The 21904-nt window shown below is 38.6% G+C and carries 19 protein-coding genes and 1 other annotated feature; of the genes, 15 read left to right on the plus strand and 4 right to left on the minus strand.

Features of this window, described 5'->3' with window-relative positions; all coding sequences use genetic code 11:
• Positions 1-16 precede the first annotated feature (16 nt).
• Positions 17-205: a YszA family small membrane protein gene (locus ACNQGS_RS00160; RefSeq protein WP_491485596.1), complete on the minus strand. Its 189-nt coding sequence runs from the start codon at positions 203-205 to the stop codon at positions 17-19.
• A gap of 191 nt (positions 206-396) precedes the next feature.
• On the opposite strand from ACNQGS_RS00160, the gene ACNQGS_RS00165 reads away from it, so the two are divergent.
• The 4 genes from ACNQGS_RS00165 (at position 397) to ACNQGS_RS00180 (ending at position 7941) form a co-directional block, all read left to right on the plus strand.
• Positions 397-1713, plus strand: a complete 1317-nt coding sequence (locus ACNQGS_RS00165; protein WP_491485597.1) for an O-antigen ligase family protein — start codon at positions 397-399, stop codon at positions 1711-1713.
• Between the two features lie 111 nt (positions 1714-1824).
• Positions 1825-2058 (plus strand) — a binding site (T-box leader).
• 51 nt (positions 2059-2109) lie between these two features.
• Positions 2110-4752, plus strand: a complete 2643-nt coding sequence (locus tag ACNQGS_RS00170; protein ID WP_491485598.1) for a valine--tRNA ligase — start codon at positions 2110-2112, stop codon at positions 4750-4752.
• 67 nt (positions 4753-4819) lie between these two features.
• Positions 4820-6148 carry a bifunctional folylpolyglutamate synthase/dihydrofolate synthase gene (locus tag ACNQGS_RS00175; protein WP_491485599.1) on the plus strand — a complete coding sequence of 443 codons (1329 nt, stop codon included), beginning with the start codon at positions 4820-4822 and terminating at the stop codon, positions 6146-6148.
• 71 nt (positions 6149-6219) lie between these two features.
• Entirely contained in the window at positions 6220-7941 is a 1722-nt protein-coding gene (locus ACNQGS_RS00180; RefSeq protein WP_491485600.1) for a sensor domain-containing diguanylate cyclase, read from the plus strand.
• A gap of 69 nt (positions 7942-8010) precedes the next feature.
• Here the strand turns inward: ACNQGS_RS00180 and ACNQGS_RS00185 are convergent, their stop codons facing one another.
• From ACNQGS_RS00185 to ACNQGS_RS00195, 3 genes are read right to left on the minus strand one after another with little or no spacing between them, the layout of a single operon-like run.
• Entirely contained in the window at positions 8011-9237 is a 1227-nt protein-coding gene (locus ACNQGS_RS00185) for a bactofilin family protein (RefSeq protein ID WP_491485601.1), read from the minus strand.
• Entirely contained in the window at positions 9237-9692 is a 456-nt protein-coding gene (locus tag ACNQGS_RS00190) for a type II secretion system protein (RefSeq protein WP_491485602.1), read from the minus strand. The genes ACNQGS_RS00185 and ACNQGS_RS00190 overlap by 1 nt, the downstream gene beginning before the upstream one ends.
• Positions 9693-9704: 12 nt before the next feature.
• Positions 9705-10133: a type IV pilus modification PilV family protein gene (locus ACNQGS_RS00195; protein WP_491485603.1), complete on the minus strand. Its 429-nt coding sequence runs from the start codon at positions 10131-10133 to the stop codon at positions 9705-9707.
• A gap of 350 nt (positions 10134-10483) precedes the next feature.
• On the opposite strand from ACNQGS_RS00195, the gene ACNQGS_RS00200 reads away from it, so the two are divergent.
• The 11 genes from ACNQGS_RS00200 to ACNQGS_RS00250 all read left to right on the plus strand — a co-directional run bounded on the left by ACNQGS_RS00200 (position 10484) and on the right by ACNQGS_RS00250 (position 21832).
• Complete coding sequence (locus ACNQGS_RS00200) at positions 10484-11293, plus strand: hypothetical protein (protein WP_491485604.1); 810 nt, start codon at positions 10484-10486, stop codon at positions 11291-11293.
• A 56-nt stretch (positions 11294-11349) separates the two neighbouring features.
• Complete coding sequence (locus ACNQGS_RS00205) at positions 11350-12663, plus strand: G5 domain-containing protein (protein WP_491485605.1); 1314 nt, start codon at positions 11350-11352, stop codon at positions 12661-12663.
• A gap of 12 nt (positions 12664-12675) precedes the next feature.
• Positions 12676-14340 carry a GspE/PulE family protein gene (locus ACNQGS_RS00210; protein ID WP_491485606.1) on the plus strand — a complete coding sequence of 555 codons (1665 nt, stop codon included), beginning with the start codon at positions 12676-12678 and terminating at the stop codon, positions 14338-14340.
• 12 nt (positions 14341-14352) lie between these two features.
• The gene (locus tag ACNQGS_RS00215) at positions 14353-15402 is read left to right on the plus strand and encodes a type IV pilus twitching motility protein PilT (RefSeq protein ID WP_491485607.1); all 1050 of its coding nucleotides are present in this window, start codon (positions 14353-14355) and stop codon (positions 15400-15402) included.
• Complete coding sequence (locus ACNQGS_RS00220) at positions 15395-16612, plus strand: type II secretion system F family protein (RefSeq protein ID WP_491485608.1); 1218 nt, start codon at positions 15395-15397, stop codon at positions 16610-16612. The genes ACNQGS_RS00215 and ACNQGS_RS00220 overlap by 8 nt, the downstream gene beginning before the upstream one ends.
• Positions 16613-16747: 135 nt before the next feature.
• A complete protein-coding gene (locus tag ACNQGS_RS00225; RefSeq protein WP_491485609.1) occupies positions 16748-17209 on the plus strand; it encodes a prepilin-type N-terminal cleavage/methylation domain-containing protein in 462 nt (153 codons plus the stop codon).
• Positions 17210-17213: 4 nt separating this feature from the next.
• Positions 17214-17975 carry a prepilin peptidase gene (locus ACNQGS_RS00230; protein ID WP_491485610.1) on the plus strand — a complete coding sequence of 254 codons (762 nt, stop codon included), beginning with the start codon at positions 17214-17216 and terminating at the stop codon, positions 17973-17975.
• Between the two features lie 17 nt (positions 17976-17992).
• Positions 17993-18976 carry a type IV pilus biogenesis protein PilM gene (pilM, locus tag ACNQGS_RS00235; RefSeq protein ID WP_491485611.1) on the plus strand — a complete coding sequence of 328 codons (984 nt, stop codon included), beginning with the start codon at positions 17993-17995 and terminating at the stop codon, positions 18974-18976.
• Complete coding sequence (locus ACNQGS_RS00240) at positions 18976-19830, plus strand: PilN domain-containing protein (RefSeq protein WP_491485612.1); 855 nt, start codon at positions 18976-18978, stop codon at positions 19828-19830. The genes pilM and ACNQGS_RS00240 overlap by 1 nt, the downstream gene beginning before the upstream one ends.
• Positions 19827-20645: a hypothetical protein gene (locus ACNQGS_RS00245; RefSeq protein WP_491485613.1), complete on the plus strand. Its 819-nt coding sequence runs from the start codon at positions 19827-19829 to the stop codon at positions 20643-20645. Before ACNQGS_RS00240 ends, ACNQGS_RS00245 begins: the two co-directional genes overlap by 4 nt.
• Before the next feature lie 83 nt (positions 20646-20728).
• Positions 20729-21832, plus strand: coding sequence for an SPOR domain-containing protein (locus ACNQGS_RS00250; RefSeq protein ID WP_491485614.1), 1104 nt, complete (start codon positions 20729-20731; stop codon positions 21830-21832).
• The last annotated feature ends 72 nt before the right edge of the window (positions 21833-21904 follow it).

A 21904-nucleotide genomic window follows, 5' to 3' on the forward strand; every position in this document is an offset into this window, starting at 1 on the left:
CTGCACATAGGGCTCCTTAAATAATTTCAAAATAAATGGAAATGGCAATGACGATAAAAAGGGATAATAACAAGACATCAAAAATAGTTGGCAGAAAAATAGTTCGTATAAATTGAAAGATAATAAATGGGACCACCAGCTGTCCGGACAATCTCCGAAACGTTCTAAACCAGGGACGGTGTTTATACTTATGGAAATTCCTCACCCCAAACCCCCCCTTTCCCAATTTACCCTTATCATATGTATATTCGAAAATTTGTGTGAATGCCCCATAATTCATCCAAAACTTACCGTTTTAAATTCAGATTGAATAAATTGAAAAGAAATGGAATAATTAGAAGTAATTGAAATACCAGGTATTTTTACACGGGACTTGTGACATAAGGAGTTATTTGAATGTATTGGTTTCTTTTGCTGTTTCCGCTGATGATTTATCCTTGGGGATTTGACCCGAGTTATACCATGCCAAAGGTTGCTTATTTAAATATTTTTGTTTTGGGTAGTTGGCTGTATATCATATTAAGGAAAAAATATTGGACAATTAATCTTAAAAAGCCCTACCAATCAGTGGAATTAATCGTTGTTATTTTTCTTTGCTTGGCAATCATTTCAACTGTTTTTTCAGTTAACTTAAAAACCTCATTGTATGGGACTAAATATCGGTATGAAGGAATTTTAACGTATTTTTCGTATTTAAGTATATTTTTATTTTCATATAAGATATTAGATGTAAACAAAATACAGAAGCTTTTTAAAGGTATGGCAATTGTATCTATACCTGTATCCATATATGGAATTCTACAGCATTATTTTTTAGATTTTTTCCCAAGGAACAGCACAAAACTATTAGATCCGAGAAGTTATTCGTTTTTTGATAACGCTAATTTTTTTGGATCCTATCTTGTTTTAATTATTTTGGGCGCGATATCGTTTTATTTAACTGCCAAAAATAGAAAACAATCAACCTATTTCTTATTTATTATAGGACTAGCTTTTATAGCATTGCTTTTCACTCAGACAAGAAGCGGATATGTTGGAGTCTTTTGTGGACTTACACTAATTTCATTCTTGGTTGTCTTTAAGAGAAGACATCTGTGGAAAAATTGGACTAAATTAATCATTACACTTATGGTAATATTCATTGCTATTAATGTTTTGGAGCAAGGGAACTATATTAACCGTTTAGGTTCGGTTGTGTCCGATTCTAAAAAGCTAGTTGAAAAAGATAATACCGACCAAGTTGGGTCCTTTCGGTTGTTTATCTGGAGAAAATCCCTTCCATTAATCGATGACTATTTTTGGACTGGTTCCGGGCCGGACACATTGGAATATGTCTTTCCAAATGATAAGGAAAAAAAGAAAATATTCGGAGACATGGTAGTGGATAAGGCCCATAACGAATATTTGCATATGGCGATAACCTTAGGAGTACCAGCCTTATTAGTCTATCTTTTGTTACTTTCTACTATTTTAAGGAGGACCTTTCAAGCTGCAAAAGCGGCTGAGGGAAATGAAAAAATAATCTTATTATGTTTGTTTTCAGCGATTACAGGTTACTTAATTCAGGCGTTTTTTAATATTAGTGTTGTCCCGGTAGCCCCGTTATTTTGGGCAACCATCGGCATGACGCTTGCCAAAGCAGAATCCTGCCTTAATAAGAAAAGAAGTAGTCATTCGCTTAGAAGTGCAGAGGAAAAATATCAAACAGCTTAATAAGTGCAATCAGACGGTATCCGTTTTGCATATAGTATAAATTATAAAAAATAAGGTTAACCTGATTGACGTGAACCCCGTTTTTTGGGTAGTATAACTATATAATCAAAAATGAAAGCTTTGACAGGGAAGAGTACGGTGAAAGCCAGCTTTTAGAGAGGGGAACCATTAGCTGAAAGGTTTCCTAAGTGGAGCATCGGAAGGTCGCCCAAGAGCTTCTTCTGTGAACAGGTCAAAAGGCTCCAGTAGTAGAAGACGGATGAAATCCGTTATCCGATGAAGTGCCAATCATCATTATGATTGGAAAAAAGGTGGTACCGCGAAGCAACTCCATTCGTCCTTTTATGGCGAATGGGGTTTTTTGTTGTTTTTAAAAGATAAAAGGAGGCAATTCAGTTGGAAACAAAAGAAATTACGATGCCAACCAAATACGACCCACAAACAATTGAAAAAGGTCGTTATGAATGGTGGCTGCAAGGGAAGTTTTTTGAAGCAAAAGATGATGAGGGAAAACAGCCATATACAGTCGTTATCCCACCGCCTAACGTTACTGGAAAACTCCATTTAGGGCATGCATGGGATACAACTCTTCAAGATATCATCACACGCATAAAGCGGATGCAGGGCTATGATGTTCTTTGGCTTCCGGGTATGGACCATGCTGGAATCGCGACACAGGCAAAGGTTGAACAAAAGCTTAAAAGCGAAGGCAAAAGCCGTTATGACCTCGGCAGGGAAAAATTCGTTGAGGAAACATGGAAGTGGAAGGAAGAGTATGCTTCCCATATCCGTGAGCAATGGGCAAAGTTAGGTTTAGGACTTGACTATTCCCGCGAGCGTTTCACTCTCGATGAGGGACTTTCAAGAGCGGTTCGCGAAGTATTCGTTACCCTTTACAACAAAGACTTAATCTACCGCGGCGAATATATCATTAACTGGGACCCATCCACAAAAACGGCCCTTTCTGATATTGAGGTTATTTATAAGGATATTCAAGGTGCCTTTTATCATATGAAGTATCCGTTAGCTGACGGTTCCGGCTACATTGAAGTAGCAACAACTCGTCCGGAAACGATGCTAGGGGATACAGCGGTTGCTGTTCATCCAGAAGATGACCGTTACAAGCACTTGATCGGCAAAACGGTTATCCTGCCAATCGTTGGCCGGGAAATTCCGATTGTTGGCGATGATTATGTTGATATGGAATTCGGTTCTGGGGCTGTTAAAATTACTCCTGCCCATGACCCGAACGACTTTGAACTAGGCAACCGTTACAATCTCGAGCGTATATTAGTCATGAACGAAGACGGGTCTATGAACGAAAAGGCCGGCAAATACCAAGGTCTTGACCGTTTCGAATGCCGCAAGCAAATTGTTAAAGACCTTCAAGAACAAGGCGTTCTGTTTAAAATTGAAGATCACCTGCATTCCGTTGGCCACTCTGAGCGCAGCGGAGCAGTAGTAGAGCCTTATCTTTCTACACAATGGTTTGTTAAAATGCAGCCGTTGGCAGATCAAGCCATTGAGCTTCAAAGCAAGGAAGAAAAAGTACACTTTGTTCCAGACCGTTTCGAAAAAACATACCTGCACTGGATGGAAAACATCCGCGACTGGTGTATTTCCAGACAACTATGGTGGGGACATCGCATTCCTGCTTGGTATCACAAAGAAACAGGTGAAGTATTTGTCGGTCATGAAGCGCCAGCTGACAGAGAAAACTGGGAACAGGACAAAGACGTATTAGATACATGGTTCAGCTCAGCGTTATGGCCATTCTCGACCATGGGCTGGCCTGACACAGAATCAGCCGATTTCAAGCGGTACTTCTCAACGGATGTTCTTGTAACAGGCTACGATATCATCTTCTTCTGGGTATCCAGAATGATTTTCCAAAGCTTAGAGTTCACCGGTGAGCGTCCATTTAAAGATGTTCTCATCCACGGACTTGTTCGTGACGAGCAGGGCCGGAAAATGAGTAAATCGCTTGGAAACGGCGTTGACCCAATGGAGGTTATCGACAAATACGGTGCAGACGCACTCAGATACTTCCTATCCACTGGTTCATCACCAGGTCAAGATTTACGTTATAGCACGGAAAAGGTTGAAGCAACCTGGAACTTTGCCAATAAAATTTGGAATGCTTCCCGTTTTGCTTTAATGAATATGAACGGTCTCAGCTATGATGAAATTGATTTCAGCGGGGAAAAATCTGTTGCCGACAAATGGATTCTAACACGCCTAAATGAAACAATCGAACATGTGACAAAGCTGTCAGAGCGGTATGAATTCGGTGAAGTTGGCCGTGCCCTTTATAACTTTATCTGGGATGACTTCTGTGATTGGTATATTGAAATGGCGAAGCTTCCTTTATACGGTGAAGATGAGGGGGCTAAGAAAACAACTCGTTCCATTCTTGCCTATGTTTTAGACCAAACAATGAGATTATTGCATCCGTTCATGCCATTTATCACCGAGGAAATTTGGCAGAACCTGCCTCATTCCGGTGAATCGATTACCGAAGCCAATTGGCCGGAGGTAAAATCGGAGTATACAGATGAAGAAGCGGCACGGGAAATGAAGCTTCTGATGGAAATGATCCGCTCTGTACGTAATATTCGTGCTGAAGTTAACACACCTATGAGTAAGAAAATCAACATGTTGGTGAAAGCTAAGGATGAAAAAATATTAACGGCTCTTGAGAAGAACCGCAGCTACATCGAAAAGTTCTGTAACCCAGAAGAACTGCAAATGGGGCAGAACATCGAAACCCCTGAAAAAGCAATGACCGCGGTTATTACGGGTGTCGAGATTATCCTTCCGCTCCAAGGCCTGATCAATATTGATGAAGAAATTGTCCGCCTTGAGAAGGAATTGGATAAATTAAATAAAGAGGTAGAGCGTGTTCAAAAGAAATTAAGCAATGAAGGCTTTATGAAAAAAGCACCTGAAAGTGTTGTAGCCGAAGAACGTGCCAAAGAACAAGACTACCTAGAAAAACGAAATATTGTAGAAGCTCGTATTAAAGAGTTAAGAGGTTAATGAAGCTGAAGGCGAATCCACTTTGGATTCGTCTTGGCTTATTTTTTTAACAAAAGGGGTGTAAGACATGTTTACTACTTATAAAGAAGCCCTTGATTGGATTCATGCAAGGCTCAGGCTCGGCATTAAACCGGGGTTAAAACGGATGGCGTGGATGATGGACAGGCTCGGCCACCCGGAAACTAAAATCAAAACTGTCCATATAGGCGGGACAAATGGAAAAGGTTCAACGGTTACATATTTGCGTTCCATTCTACAGGAAGCAGGGTATATAGTTGGTACATTTACATCTCCCTATATTGAAACATTCAACGAGCGAATTAGTGTTAACGGTAAGCCAATCACAGATCAAGAAATCCTTGAATTAACAAATGTCATTCTTCCTTTAGCAAATGAATTAGAGGAAACAGACCTTGGCGGACCGACAGAATTTGAAATTATTACGGCCATGTCGTTCTATTATTTTGCAAATAATCCTGAAATCGATATCGTCCTTTATGAGGTCGGGCTTGGTGGACGATTTGATTCCACGAATATTGTGCAGCCATTGGCTTCACTTATTACAAACATTGGTCTTGATCATACCAACATCCTCGGCAACACCCATGAGGAAATTGCGTTTGAGAAGGCGGGAATCATCAAGGAAAGGACGCCGATTTTTACAGCGGTCAAACACCCTGGAGCACTTAAGGTAATTGAGGAACAGGCGGAGAAAAAAGAGGCACCAATATTTCGCTTAAATCAAGAATTTTCGATTGATGCTCATGAATCAATCTTAAAAGGTGAAATATTTACTTTACAAACAACGGGGGATACATTAGAAAAGCTTGAAATCAGCATGATTGGCCAGCACCAAACCGAAAATGCAGCACTTGCAGTCAGCGCAGTTCTATATTTAAACCAACATGCCAGCATTTCAGTCACTGAACAGGCCATCAGGAAGGGTTTGAAAAAGACCTATTGGCCGGGCCGCTTTGAGGTTTTATCTGAAAACCCTCTAGTCATCATCGATGGTGCACATAATGATGAGGGAATCACAGCATTGGTTCATGAATTGTCGACCCGTTATGCCAATCGCAATATCCATATTATATTTGCGGCATTAAAAGATAAGAAGCTAGACAAAATGATAGCCAAGCTTGACGAAATTGCGGCTCAGATTTCTTTTGTAAGCTTTGATTTTTCAAGAGCGGCTAATGCTGAAGACTTGCTGAAACTCAGCCAATCTGCAAATAAATTCGCAGTCGAAGATTGGCTGCCTTTTATAAAAGAAGAAATTTCTCACCTGCCTCCCAATGACAATGACATGCTTGTCATCACGGGCTCTCTTTATTTTATCTCAGAAGCAAAGCCAATTATTTGTCAATATTTGAAAAATATGACGATTTCTCTGTGACAGATTGGCTATTTTTTGGTAAAATAAAATTATCTTGAATTAATAATAATTAGGTGAGGAGGGGAAGGAAGATGGGGGTTAAACCACATGTCCAAACAGCAATTTATCTGATCTGGATTATGTTAGTACCAGCTGGAATGTGGTTCACCTATCAAACTTTCCCCCCGCACATGTCGGTAAATTGGCATGAACTTATTGCCTTTTTAGCGCTTATGGCCATTGTGGCAAGTATGCCAATTATGATCAATAATGTGCCGATTTTTCTCATTCAATGGGTATCTTTTACCGTTTTTTTAATTTTTGGATTGTTTGTGGAAATAGTATTTACTCAGATTGCAGTACTTGTTTTGCTACTAAAACTAAGAGTTCCAAAAGAGCAGCTATTCCGCTTACCACTTAACATGATTATGTTCTTTATTGTTTCAGTCCTGAGCGGTACTGTCTATTATCTGCTTGGCGGCCAAACGGCTCCGCAATTAACTGAAGATAGCGAAGCTTTTTTGTTGGCCATTTTGTATGCGGTGTTAAATTATTTTATTAATCAAGTCATTGTTTCTTTCAACCTATTTTTTATCTATAAGCGTAAGAACGCTTTCTTTGGAAAAGATTTATTGGTAGAGACTTTGACGACAATTATTACCATTCCAGTCGGTGTTGTGTTATACATTCTTTATAATGAATTACAGTTATTGTCGCTTCTTTTTGTAGGGATTCCGTTCGTCAGCTTATCGGTTATTTTTAATCTCTATTACTCTAGTGAAAAAATTAATAAGTATCTGCAAAAAGCAGCTGAAATCGGGCATCAAATGGCGGAACGCCTCCAAGTTGATGATGTCATTACCTTATTTATCCAAAAAATTGGAGGAATGCTTCCAGTAGATTATGCATATGTCTTTGAAGTTTCCGGTGACGAACTGAAATTGACCCGCTATGTTGAAGAAGGAAGGGTAGATCCATATAATAGGCCGCCTTTGAAAAAAAATGAAGGAATTTCCGGGATGGTTTGGGACAAGCAAAAGGCTTGTTTTTATTCACGGAAAAAGGAATGGCAGCATCACACAAGCGGAGGATATCTTCCACAGGATGCTAAAAGTATTTTAAGTGTTCCAATCATGCGTAATAAACTGGTTATTGGCGTACTGCTGCTAGCTTCAAAGCAGGAACGAGCCTATGAAAAATATCAGCTGACCATTGTCGATATTCTCTGCTCGTATTTTGCCGTTGCCATGGAAAATGCCAAGCATTACGAACGCACGAAAATGCAAAGCGAACGCTGTTCACTCACTAAATTATATAATTACCGCTACTTTGAAAACGCATTAATGAAGGAGTTTGAGCAGCTTAAACGCTATGAGCGAAACGTAATTTCTTTAATTATTCTTGATATAGATCATTTTAAAACTATTAATGATACATACGGTCATCAAAGCGGAAACGAAATTCTGATAGATATTGCAGGTAGAATCAATAAATTAGTAGGAAGTCACGGTACCGTTGCCCGCTATGGCGGTGAGGAATTCGTTGTTCTCTTACCTGATGTTTCCAAAGAGGTGGCCTATCAAACGGCTGAGTTAATTAGAGAATCCATCGCCAATTGGCCATTTACCCTCTATCAAACGATTGATCAGGAACAAAAGAAGCAACAGGTAAAAATAACGGCCTCTATTGGAGTGGCGACCGCACCAGAGGATGCAGAGGATGCTCTTGCGTTGATTCGGCATGCCGACCGAGCGCTGTATGTTGGTGCGAAACGGGCTGGGCGGAATCGGGTGGCGGAGTATTCGTCTTGTTAATAGTATTAAAATAAAAAAGGTGTAAAGAGACAGTTTTATATAATCTCCTTACACCCTTTTTTTGTGGAGTTAATTATAGGTTACATCACCAATCACAGCACCGTTAGATTTACTCCAATCGATGGAATTGTAATCGTCAAAGGTGTTACCGCAATTCTGTGTAAGAAAATCTTTATCGGTGGAATTGGTAACGATGATTGGAGGGTTACCGCTGATTTTACTTGGGTCGACATTCACACTTCCTTTAATAATTAACCTGCCTTTTTGGGTTCCATTAACCTGTATAACTAACTGTTGGGCAGATAAATCTCCCTTTACACACATCGTTGAGGTGGGATCAATTGTCAAGATTTTCCCAATTGAGGCATTGCCCCTTGTCCATATTCTAGAGGATAAAGCAAGTGTCACGTGATCATCTGTTGTCATGTTTCCGCCAATATACAAATCGGAACCTTCGACCCTAAGCTGGCCCCCAAAGTTAGCATTTTTTTCCGATTCAAGTGTTATGTCGACTATACTGTTTAAGTTTCCATTAAGTGACACAGAATCAGCATGTAAAGTTAATTTAGATTTATTTCCATTACCGCCTAACACTAGATCACTAGTTGAATAAATGGTTCCTACGTACCCATTGTATTGTTCAGTATAGGTCATACTTTTGTCTATGATTACCCCATTCGGACAGCTAATATCAGTAAAAGTAGATGGGTTAATACATTGTGTAGAAACATTTGTTGGTTTTTCGACCTGGTTATATTCAGGGATAATTGACCCTCCAGCTAAATTAATCAGAGCTAAGTCAATTACTATATCAGCATTAAGGGTAGTTGTTTTTCCGTTTTCTGATCCTTCTACATCAAATTTCAAAGAAATTTTTCTATTGGTTGGATCAGCAGTAGAAGTGAAATTTTTTATGGAAAAGGTGGAATTCGGATAGCCCTCTACTTGTACTGTTGTTTTGATAAGGCCGTTAGATATAGCCTGATCAATAGCCGTTTTCATGGCACCGGTAGCTTCTGACTTATAGTCTTTACTAGGGTCAGCCTTTAAAATGTTAATAACTTGGTTGTTTACGTCTACTTGTTTAACCTCAAAAATTCTTTGAAATTCCACTTCGTAATAGGATATTCCCATTTCTGCCAGTGCAACTGACTGCGAGGATTTCTCCACAATTTTGTTTTGTTTAGTTCCGCTGAAAGCCTGTCCCATGAACGATAAAAAAATTATGGAGAAAACAGTTATAATTAGTAAAACTAAAACTAGGGTGTATCCTTCTTCAGACTTTTTATTGAACATCAATTACCACCCTTATAGCGATAGAGTATTGTATCAATTATGACTTTATTTGAGTTATTTTTCTTATCACTTGCTGTAAATTTTATGGTCACGTTATTTGTTGTAGTGGGAACGACTGGATTTGTAACCCCATTTTTTATTTCAAAAGTTAAGCAAATTTGCGGATTGTTAAATACCTCCGTTTGATTTGCTCCATTTTTGTCAATATATGAAACTGTGATTTCACAATTGGAGTCTGTATTAGTAATGGTATATTGTTTTGATTTTTGATGAATTCTTGTCAAGTTGGTTATGACAATATTTGATTCTTGAATCATAAAATTTTTAGAAATGGCCTTTTTCGAAAATTGATAGCCTTGGAAAAAAGCATTCCAAATAATGATACCAATAAAGGAGAGTATGGAAATGGCTGCCAGCAGTTCAATAAGTGTTATTCCTCTTTCACTCTTTGTCAATCGCATCTACTCCTATCTTACAACATAGCCGTAGGTAACACTCACGACATTGCCCTTGTTATTTAATAGCTGCACGATAATAAGATGTGCTTTTAACTTAGTGGAAGATGGGTCTGGTGGATTTTTTTTAATTTTAATCGTTACCGAAAATACACCTTCTGTGGTTTTAAAAATATGATAATTCCCTTCGTCACCTTTATATTCCGGTATAACGGTCCCAGCTGGATTTGCTAAAAATTTCTTTACATTTGCATCATTTTCCCATTTTACTAGTATTTGTTTAGCGGTACTAATTCCCTGGCTTTTATCTTCATTTTGTTTATTGGTGAAACCCATTTGCGGGAAAAAAGTCATAATGGATAAAAAGATGATAGACAATATAGTGATGGATAAGAGTACCTCCAGAAGAGTTACTCCTTTTTCATTTTGGAAAAATTTCATTTAGTAACATTCCCTTCAGGGATATTCATGTCGAATAAAGTAGAAAAAAACAAAGAACCACGTCTATTATAATAGTTTAATAAAACCATATTAAGCAACTGCAAATATTAACATATTCACCTATTCCGAGTATTAATATTACCAATTAAAGAGGTAATTTGACATGGTCCATTAGTTGTAATTATATATGTAAAATTGTTACATGCATCTTTTAAACTAAGTAAAAATATAATACAATATTTAGTAGATGAAATTTGTCTAATTGTTGAATATTATAACGAAAGAACGATTATTTTAGTGAAATATGTAAAATGATAGGATAAATGAATGATAGATAGGGGAGTGGATGAATGCTAACCATAATTTTGGCCATTGGGTCTTTTCTTGTAACTCTGGTGGTAATGGCATTAATACAGGTTGGATATACATTTAAAGGTAAATTCCTGATTGCGATAACAAGTTTTTTACTTGCACTTGGAGGAGTTGGGGCAGCTGCCGTCATTCCATTATGGCAGACTGCGGTAGTACTTTTGCTATTAGTTTTATGCGTCGGTTACCTCTTTGACAAACGTTTCGGGGCACTTTTATATAAACAAAATGACAAATATGAAGAAATTTTTGTTGAAGACTATGAGACAGTAGAAAAAAGCAGTAAGAGTGATGATGTAACCGAATTGAAGGAAGAAGTATTGCTTGAAGCTTCCATATTAAATATGGAGTTAGAACCAATGAAAGAAGAGAAATATACACCGTCAATAAGTGACAGAACTTTAGAGGAAAATCAAGAACTTGAAGGTATGGATGAAGATATTTCGTTTTTACTAGACCGAGATACCAATCTTGATGTTAATGCTCTAACAGATGAAATAGAAGTAGAAGAAAACTACTTATTAGATATTGAGAGTTTACTTGCAGAAGGGGAACATGAGCAAAAGGATGTTGGGGATGATGGCTTGCTCGTGGAACTTGAAACTCACCCCCTATTTGAAATAGAAAAAGATGTCCTGCCTGTTCAGGAAAACAATGAAAATGATTTAGATGAGGCACTATTGGAATTCCTTCATGCTTCTAAAGAAGCTGCTTCAAATCTTGAGGATGATACATTAGAAGAACTCGATGAAATTAAGCCAGTGAACAAAATTCCTTCGCTTAATAAATAATAAAAAGGCAGTCTCATTAAGAGTGTATGTTGGGTCTAGGGGAGGCAGGTAAATTGGTGAAAAATCAAGAAATGATAAAATTATTAGTTGTACTGTTAATCAGTACAGCTTTTATATTCAGCTCTTCCCATTTTGGAGCTAAAGCATTTGAAAGCTTATCAAATGCAGATGGGAAATTTTCCGAGGGGACAACCATTGGTTCTTTGGATGTTACTGGTAAAACACCAGACGAAGCTATTTCCCTTTTGGAAGAAAAGTATGTTAATTGGGTTAAAGATACTTCAATGGAATTACAATATGGGGAAAAAACCGCTCCATTTGATTTAAACCAATTTGATTTGGATTCTACAACGACAGTAGCATCTATTAAAGAGGGGCAAAATAACCCTGTCTATATTAATGTGGATAAATCTCAAGTGGAGGAACAGCTGCAAGTCTTGTTTCCGCAAATAAAAATGGGGGACATTGATCTTGATAAACTGAACCATAGTTTGAATGAAACGGCGCTATTATTTGAACCGGGTGCTCATACCTTTAATATTTACGATGATTACCTGCTTGCTGACAAAATCAATAAGGATGCTGTCATCAATACCTCCGTTATTCATTTAAATGAGATACCAGGTGAATTAGAAAAATCCATCACTAAACATTCAAAAATTGAGATTCCAGCAGAAAAACAATTTTCTTTATTAGCTTTTGCAAAGGAACAAAACATTACTGATTCAAAAACCTTAAATATCATGGCAACTGGTATCTATCAAGCTATATTACCTTCTAATATCACGATCATAGAAAGAAACATTGGGAATACTCTCCCCGAATATGCAAATTTAGGATATGAAGCGAAGGTGGACCAAGCTAAGCCTGCGGATTTGTTGATTGCAAATCCAAATAAATTACCATATTTTTTGGAGTTAACAATTGAGGGGCAGAACCTTAAAGTTACTTTGAAGGGTCAAAAGTTCTTATACGAATATAAAATTAATGCAAAAGATGAGCAGAAGCTAGAGCCAAAGACGATTATTCAATATAGCCCACAAATTAGCCCTGGAAAAACAATGGTTCAAAATAATGGGGCAGAAGGAAAAGTTGTTATGATATACAGAGACGTTTATCAAGGAGAACAACTAGTGAAAAGTGAATTTCTTTCAGAGGATTATTATTCGCCAGTTTATAAAGTTGTGATTAAAGGATTAACAGCTGCAAGTTCATCGGGTGGTACAACTTCATCCACTACTTCGGATAATTCGACAGGAACAACTGGCAGCAGTCAAACAACTGATTCTTCTAATCAAACGCCGACTACATCTGATTCAGGCCAGCAAGAGAGCGACATTTGGGGAAAGCCAAATGAACAACCAAAATAAAAGCAGGTGTAAATGATGAAGCAAACACGAAAGCGGCTTGGTGATTTGTTAATTGAAGAAGGCTTAATCACAGCCGAGCAGCTTCAATCTGTTTTAAATGAGAAGGATTCAAATCAAAAACTTGGCGAAGCCCTCCTGCAAAGGGGATTTATATCAGAACAACAATTAATTGAAGTGTTGGAATTTCAGCTTGGTATTCCACATATCAATCTGTTCCAATATCCGTTTGATGCGAATCTTTTTTCGTTAATTTCAAAAGAAACGGCCAGAAGAAACTTAATTATTCCGTTAAAGCGGGAAGGAAACAAGCTTTGGGTGGCAATGTCGAATCCGATGGACTTTATTGTCATTGATGATTTACGTTTGTCAACAGGATTTCAAATTGAACCAACCATTGCCACAAAGGATGATATCCTTCGCACTATTAATAAATATTATGAGGTCGACGACGGTCTGGATGAGCTCTTGGATGAACTTCCACAAAATGAGCGTGGGCCGGCCGATAGTATAACAGATGTGGATTCACCGATTGTTCGGCTTGTTAATCAGATTTTAACAAATGCTGTCATTCAAAAAGCCAGTGATATTCATATTGATCCTCAGGAGACAAAGGTTCTTGTCCGCTATCGGATAGACGGTGTCTTGAAGGTTGAGCGAGTACTTCCCAAAAACATGCAAAGTGTCTTGACTGCGAGAATCAAAATTATGTCCAGTCTTGATATTACAGAGCACAGAGTCCCGCAAGATGGCCGGATCAAATTAAATCTTGATTTTCATCCAGTCGATCTTCGTGTGTCTACACTGCCAACTGTGTTTGGGGAAAAAATTGTTATGCGTCTTTTAGACATGGGGTCCACTTTAAATGACCTTAATAAATTGGGATTTAACGCTTTGAACTTTAAACGGTTTAATGAAATGATCGAAAAACCCACGGGGATTGTTTTAATAACAGGCCCCACTGGCTCAGGTAAATCCTCCACCCTCTATGCTGCACTAAATAAATTAAATAGTGATGCGGTTAATATTATTACGGTAGAAGACCCAGTGGAATACCAGCTTGAAGGCATCAATCAGGTTCAGGTGAATCAGAATGTGGGGATGACCTTTGCTGCCGGCTTAAGATCTATTCTCCGCCAAGACCCGAACATCATCATGGTGGGGGAAATCCGGGATACAGAGACGGTAGAGGTTGCAATTAGGGCCTCCCTTACAGGGCATCTAGTTTTAAGTACTTTACACACGAATGACTCGCTAGGGACAGTTACTCGTCTGCTGGATATGGGTGTGGAGCCATTTTTACTTGCTGCTTCATTAAGCGGGGTTGTCGCACAGCGGCTGGTCCGTAAAGTATGCCGCAATTGTGCTGAGGTGCAGGAACCTTCTAAAAGAGAAGTGGAAATCTTCGCAAAACGTGGGTTGAAGCTCGATAAAGTCACCCGTGGGAAAGGTTGTCCTTCCTGCAATATGACCGGCTATAAAGGTCGGATTGCTTTACATGAAGTACTTGTCATTAATGATGAAATGCGCAGAATTATGATGAATGGAGAAACCTTTCAAAAAATGAAGGACACTGCGATTAAAAATAAGACTATTTTTTTAATCGATGATGGACTATTAAAAGTAAAGCAAGGCTTAACCACAACTGAAGAAGTTTTACGAGTAGCAATTCCAGAGTAGGAGAACGATGATATGAAGGAAAAAATCGACTCAATCTTACGAGCGGCTGTTGAATATAAAGCCTCAGATGTACATTTATCTGTTGGTGTTCCTCCCGTTATGAGGATTAATGGTGATTTAAAAAGATATGGAACAGATAAATTACTGCCAGCTGATACCGAAGCGATGGCAAAGGCAATTATTCCAGAAGATATGTGGGAGCTATTTAAGGAAAAAGGTGAGCTTGACTTTTCCTATGGTGTACCAGGAAGCTCGCGTTTTCGTGTGAATGCCTATCATCAAAGAAAGAGTGTATCAATTGCACTTAGGACCGTTGCTTCAAGGACCCCAACATTAGAAGAATTAGATTTACCAGAAGTAATATCAAAATTAGTCCAAAAGCCTCAGGGATTGATCTTAGTTACAGGACCTACAGGTAGCGGGAAATCAACGACCTTGGCATCAATGATTGATTACATGAATCGCCATATGAGGAAACATATCATTACCCTTGAAGACCCAATCGAGTATTTGCACCGTCATGGAAATTCGATTATTGATCAGCGTGAAGTTGGTTTTGACACGAAGAGTTATGCAAGTGGATTAAAAGGAGCACTCAGACAGGACCCGGATGTTATTCTTGTTGGGGAGATGCGTGACTTGGAAACGATTGGGATTGCCATCACTGCTGCCGAAACAGGACACTTAGTTTTAGGCACACTTCACACATCAAGTGCACCAACTACGATAAACAGGATTATCGATGTATTTCCGCCTTCTCAGCAGCCGCAAATTCGAGTTCAGCTTGCTTCAGTCTTAGTTGGCGTAATTTCACAACGGCTGTTTCCAACTGCAGATAAGAAAGGCCGAAGAGCGGCCACGGAAATCCTGGTAAATAATCCTGCTATTGGAAACCTAATTCGAAGTGAGAAAATCCATCAAATTCAAAGCACGATGCAAACGTCCCGTGCCCAAGGAATGCACACCCTTGAAATGAGTATCCGAGAATTGATTGACCGTGGAGTAATCCAGCAAGAGGCAGCAGCGCAATATTTGCAGGAAAAGATGATGCAAAATGGCTAAATTTAAATACGCTGGGCGTGATCGAAGGGGGAAACGGCAGGGTACCGTATTTGCCTCTTCCAGAAGGGAAGCAATGGAAAAGCTCAAGGAGCAGAGCATTCGTGTCATTGAGATGACTGAGGTTCCTGAGACTATGTTTACTAAGGATATTTCAATTGGAAATCCGGTAAAATTAGAGCATTTTGTTATATATATCCGACAATTTTCAACACTAATTAAAGCAGGTGTAACTGTTGTTGAAGCTACAGGTATACTTGCTCACCAAACGGAAAGTAAAGCTTTGAAGAAAGCGTTATTTGCTGTAGAACAGGATTTAAGGGAAGGAAATCCCTTGTCTGAAGCTGTTGCAAAACATAAAAAGATTTTTTCATCAATGTTCATTAACATGGTCAAAGCTGGTGAAGTCAGCGGTAATTTAGATGAAACACTAGACCGTTTGGGCGACCATTTTGAGAAGCAGCATTATACTAGGCAAAAAATAAAATCAGCTCTTTCATACCCTATCGTAGTCGGAATTATCGCGATTGCTGTGACTATTTTCTTGCTTGTCTCTATTGTTCCAACCTTTGTTTCGATGTTTGACCAAATGGGTGGAGAACTGCCAACAATAACAAAAATTGTTCTTGCTGCAAGTGATTTTATGCAATCCTTTTGGTGGCTGATAGTGGCAATTATTATCCTTTTAGTTATCGCTTTTACCTATTTTAACAAAAATAAAAAAACGAAATATTATATGGATTATTTTTTGTTGAAGATGCCAGTATTCGGCAACTTGCTCCAAAAAGCAGCTCTTGCTCGGATGATGCGGACACTCAGCTCTCTCTTTTCAAGTTCAGTGCCAATCCTTCAAGCAATGGCCATTGTTGAAAAGGTTGTCGAAAATGAAGTGCTTTCTAAGGTAATTCGAGAATCCCGTGATTCCTTGGAAAAAGGCCGTTCAATGACCGAACCTATGCAAAAGCACTGGGCCTTTCCTCCGCTTGTAACACAAATGATTGTAATAGGTGAGGAAACAGGTGCCTTAGATGCCATGCTCTCGAAAATTGCCGAGTTTTATGAAAAAGAAGTGGAAACAGGGACAGACCAATTAAAATCGTTAATAGAGCCACTTATGATAGTAGCTTTAGCCGGGCTAGTTGGGACTATTGTTACATCTATAATGGTACCAATGTTTAGTATGTTCGACCAATTTCAACAAATGAACCAATAAATTGCTAAATTAACAAAATAATTGAGGAAAAGAGACATAATACCAAAAAATACTCTTTCCTTCACTTTGTAAATTACTGTATAATACAAGAGAATATATTACTAGGTTAATAGAACCATTAAGGAGAGTGGGACGATGTTTCAAACATTAAAGAAAAAACTTAAAGATCAACGAGGGTTAACGTTAATTGAACTGCTAGCAGTAATCGTAATTTTAGCTATTATTGCAGCTATTGCGATTCCTTCGATTTTAGGTTTGCTTGAAAATTCAAAAAAGGATGCCCATGTTGCAAATGCTGAACAAATGGTTTCAGCAGCTAGAAATGCTGTAGCATCTAATGATATAACATGGCCAGCAGCTACTCCAAACACAACAACACTTACGCTTGGTGATTTAATTTCTAAAGGGTATATCGAACGTTTTAAAGATCCAACTGATTCTGCAGGATATGAAGAGACAGGGACAAATGCAAGTAAAGTTACCATAACAAAGAGTGGAAAAGATTTAACTTACCAGGTATACCTAAGAGGAAAAGGTGGTACGGTACACATTAATGTCGATTCTCAAAGTTTAGAGAGAGGTATAGTAACACCTTAAAAATATGATAGTACAATGTTTATTAGTTGGTTTATATGGTTTGTTACTAGGCTCATTTTACAATGTAGTGGGGCTTCGAATTCCATTGAAAAAATCAATTGTAGCTCCACGTTCAGCTTGCCCAACTTGTGGGCATCAATTAAAACCATACGAACTGGTACCAGTTCTATCTTATGTTATCCAGAACGGGAAATGCCGCGGCTGTCAGTCGCGGATTTCTCCTATATATCCGACAATGGAATTGTTAACGGGTATATTGTTTGCAGCAGCACCATATTTAGTAGGATGGTCAGGAGAGTTAGTAGTTGCGTTAACACTCATTTCACTGTTTATGATTATCATAGTTTCAGATATTCATTATATGATCATCCCTGATAAAATTTTAATTTGGTTTGCAGGGATTTTTTTATTGGAACGAATTGTTTGGCCGATGAATCCTTGGTGGGATAGCTTGTTAGGGGCCGTTTCTGGATTCACTCTTTTATTAATTATCGCCCTAGTCAGCAAAGGCGGAATGGGCTTTGGTGATGTGAAGCTATATGCCCTGCTTGGCTTTGTCTTAGGCTTTAAACTAGTCCTTTTATCATTCTTTCTTTCAACGTTATATGGAGCTGTTCTAGGTGGTCTGGCGATGCTGTTCAGAATCGTTAAAAGACGACAGCCCATTCCATTTGGACCATTTATTGCAGCGGGTACATTGACTGCTTATTTTTGGGGATCGGATATAATTCAACTTTATATAAATTTTTTAAATCAAGGATTCTAACCTAAGGGGTTTTCAACATGGCTTTTTCCCTTTTTACTCCTAAAAATCGAATAATAAATCTGGTACTAAACGACCACTCTATCCGCTATGTGGAATTAAAGCATTCAAATCCACCTGCAGTCCAAAAATGGGGAGAGCGTTTTTTGACACCTGGAATCATAACTGACGGAAAAATTGTTGATATTGATTCCTTAACCAATATACTGGAAGAGTGTGTGGACGATTGGAAGCTTCAGAGACGTCCTATTCGTTTTATTGTACCGGACCAGCTAGTGATCATAAGGAAAGTGAATGTACCTGCTGACATACAGGACGATGAATTGAAGGGGTATTTGTATCTAGAACTTGGGTCAACCATCCATTTGCCATTTGAAGAACCGGTTTTCGATATCTACCCGCTTGATAACAATGGTAAATCAAAGGAACTGCTTTTGTTTGCTGCACCTGAGCAGAATGTAACGGAATACTCTCAGTTATTCTCGAGCGTCAAGTTAAAGCCGGTTGCTGCAGATATTTCTCCTTTATCTTTGTATCGCCTATACCATCAGCTTGAATTAGCAGAGGAAAATGAAACCTTATTTACGATTCAATTTGATTTAACATCTGTTAATTTGAGTATTTTTGAAGGAACGGTTCCCGTAGTTATGCGCCCGTTCGCTTTACCTTTTGATGTAGAAAAGTGGGATATTAAAAGGGACCATTTTGGGCTTGCAATTTGTAAGTACACAGGGGATACTGATGAATTGGCTGGACAGTTTGAGGATATTTTAAGAGAAATTAGTAAATTGATAGATTATTATCGTTATACCCTTAATAATGAAAATCATGATATTAACAAATTTCTTTTAACAGGCGATCATCCGATGCTTCAGGCAATCGAGGATGAAATGAAAGAAAGATTCGAACTGCCTGTAATTGGTTTGAATTCAACAGAAAAAATGGACAACACACCTGATCAATTATTGCTTCCTTTAGGTCTTGCGTTAAAAGAGGTGAAATAATGTTAGTAGAAATCAACCTGCTCCCGCAGAAAGAACGGAAAAAATTTGCCTTTTTTATGGTATTAGCTGGTTTGCTGGCATTATTTCTTTTAACCGGTGCCTTTTATTTTTATCAGATTAGTTCCATGAATAAAAATATCGAGGGCGTTGACAGAGAAATCGCAATGACTCAAAAAATTAGGGAGAAAGAAGAAGCAAAAAGCCAGTCGGTGGAATCCTCTAGTTCTGTAACCCAGCTTAAGAGTGCAATTGAATGGGCTAATACTTATCCTATCCATACTATACCGGTAATGCGTCATCTTACTTCACTGCTGCCGGAACGTGGATTTATACAGTCATTTGGCTACACAGAAGCAGGGACAGTTACCTTAACTGTGCAATTTGATAATCCAAGGGAAGCTGCATCTTTCTTAAATAATCTTCATGAATCAAAGTGGATTTCTGATGCAAAGCTTAGCTCATTAAATCCTGCGGCGCAAGCTGAGGCTAGTACGACAGGTACGACAACTGGCCAAACTGCTTCAACGAATCAAAACACAGGAACTGTAAATACAGGAATAGCTTCAGATGGGCAAACACAGGCTGGCACAGCAGCAAACACAGGTGTTCAGACAGATACAACTAATACCGCAACTGGCACCACTACACAAACTGATGCTAGCTCGTCGGCAGCAACAGCTGCCACTACGAGTAACAATACAGCAACAACTCAAACCGGTGCCGTGTCAAATGCAATAACGAATCTATACTTACCAAGATATACGGGACAATTTGAAATAACGTTTAATAAGGATGTTATCAAACAAGAAAATATTGCGGGCAAGACAGATGAGAAGGGAGTGAGCGGATCATGAAGCTTCATTTCTCAAAACGGGATAATTTGATTTTAGCGATTGCAGCTCTTTTATTAATTCTTCTCATTGTCTATGCTCAATTTTTAAAACTATCGCCTTTAAAAACAGATTTAGAGACAAAACAGCAAACCTTGAAAACAGAACAAAAGCTTTTAGATACAGTTGTTAAACAAAATGCTGAAAGCAATAATAAAGTAAATGAAAATACCAGGGAACTGCAGAAAAAAGTACCGGTTAAACCGTTGCAGGAACAGCTAATTCTTGACCTTGAAAAAGCTGAAACAGTTTCTGGCAACCAAATTAAGTCAATGGGTTTTTCAATGGATGGTACAGTGTCTTTCCAGCCCCAGCAGCCTGCTGCTGAGAATAGTTCTGGCGCTCAGAATACCACCGGACAGGCCGGTTCTAATCAAACAACAGCCAATCAAGGAACTGATAGCCAAGCAGCTGCGAACCAAGGAACTTCCGGTCAAGCTGCAGCCCAGCCAGCTGCCGCTGCACCAGCATTAAAAAAGCTGACAGTTCAATTATCAGTAGAATCACCAAACTACCAACAATTTGAAAAATTTGTAGAAACATTGGAATCATTGAAACGGATTGTGGTAGTGGAAGCCATTAGTTACTCTGGTGGACAGGAAGTAACTGCAGTGCAGACAGAAGAGCAAAAATTAACGTTTACATTGACAGTTTCTGCTTTCTATATGCCTGATTTAGCAGATTTGCAGGCAGATGTGCCAAAAATTGATGCGGAACCACCTGCAGGGAAAACCAATCCTTTGAGCGAGTTTCCAACAACCACCCAGACGCAGCCGTAATGCAAAATGACGAATAATTTGACGAAACTCTAAGATAACAAGACGACAAAAGTCTTGTTATTTTTTTTTGCCGGTATGTTAGGATGGAACATATTACTGTCGAACAGAAAGGAGAGCGTATTGTGGACAAGCCTAAAAAGGGCCATACCATCACGATAAAATTAAATGGAGAACCCAAATCCTTTCGTGAAGAACCCCGAAAAAATATGCCGGAACCTACACCAGAACCTATTCCAAACGAAATAAAAATAGATTCAGAATTACACGAATCAGAAGGAGTCAATGAAGCAGCAGCGGCTCAGGAATCCATCGAAGAAAGCTTTGATTGGATTATTCCTGAATCCGCTGAAAATGATGTAGAGGAATTTACAATTGTCAATTCCCCGAACGCTAAAAAAAGTAAATCAACAAAATCTTCAATTTCATTTGCTAGTTTTTCGAACAAAAACAATCGCCGGCCAATTGGATCTATTGTCATTACAGCCGTTTGTGCGATTCTCATTGGCTTAACGATTGGCTTTTTTATGCTTAAACTAGTCATAACAGAATCCGGTGAAAAGCCTGTCACCGAACCAAATGTGGTTGGAGAAACTGGAAATGAAAAAGAACAAACGGAAACAACAGATAAAACAGCGGCAACTTCGATCGAACAGCTTTCTACTTATGTAGTCCAAGGCGGTGTTTTTACCTCGAAAGCAGGTGCTGAGGATACTGCTAAACAATTAAAGTCTAAAGGTATTCCTTCCGAACAGGTAGAAATCGGCGGAAAGTTTTATTTATTTTTGAGCGTGGCGGATTCGCTTGAAACGGCCAAATCAATTAGTACTAAATACAAAGATAAGGGTGCCGAGGGGGCCTTCGCCAAACCGTTGATGCTAGATGAAAAGAAGCTTTCAAACCTTACAGATAATGAAAAGATTTTTATCGAATCGCTTCCTAGTATCTATCAATCTCTTTCAACCATGGTTTCTGGTGCGCTCATATCAAGCAGCGTGTCTACTGATGCTGGTATAAGTGAAAAACTAAAAATTAATAACATTAAAAACGATAGTATCAATAAAATGAAAACAGAGTTATTGGGCGCTGACGAAAAGGTAAAAGCTTTTCAAAAATCTAAGGATACAAAAAGCTTGGTTGATGCTGAGCAGCATTTACTAAACTTCCTGTCCATTTATAATTCGTTGTAGCATCTTTTGACAAACTAAACTACCGCTCGATATTTTCCGGGAAATTATTGCAAAATAAAGCCTGCCGAATCG

This window comes from Neobacillus sp. PVCKKU3 (genome assembly GCF_058323225.1).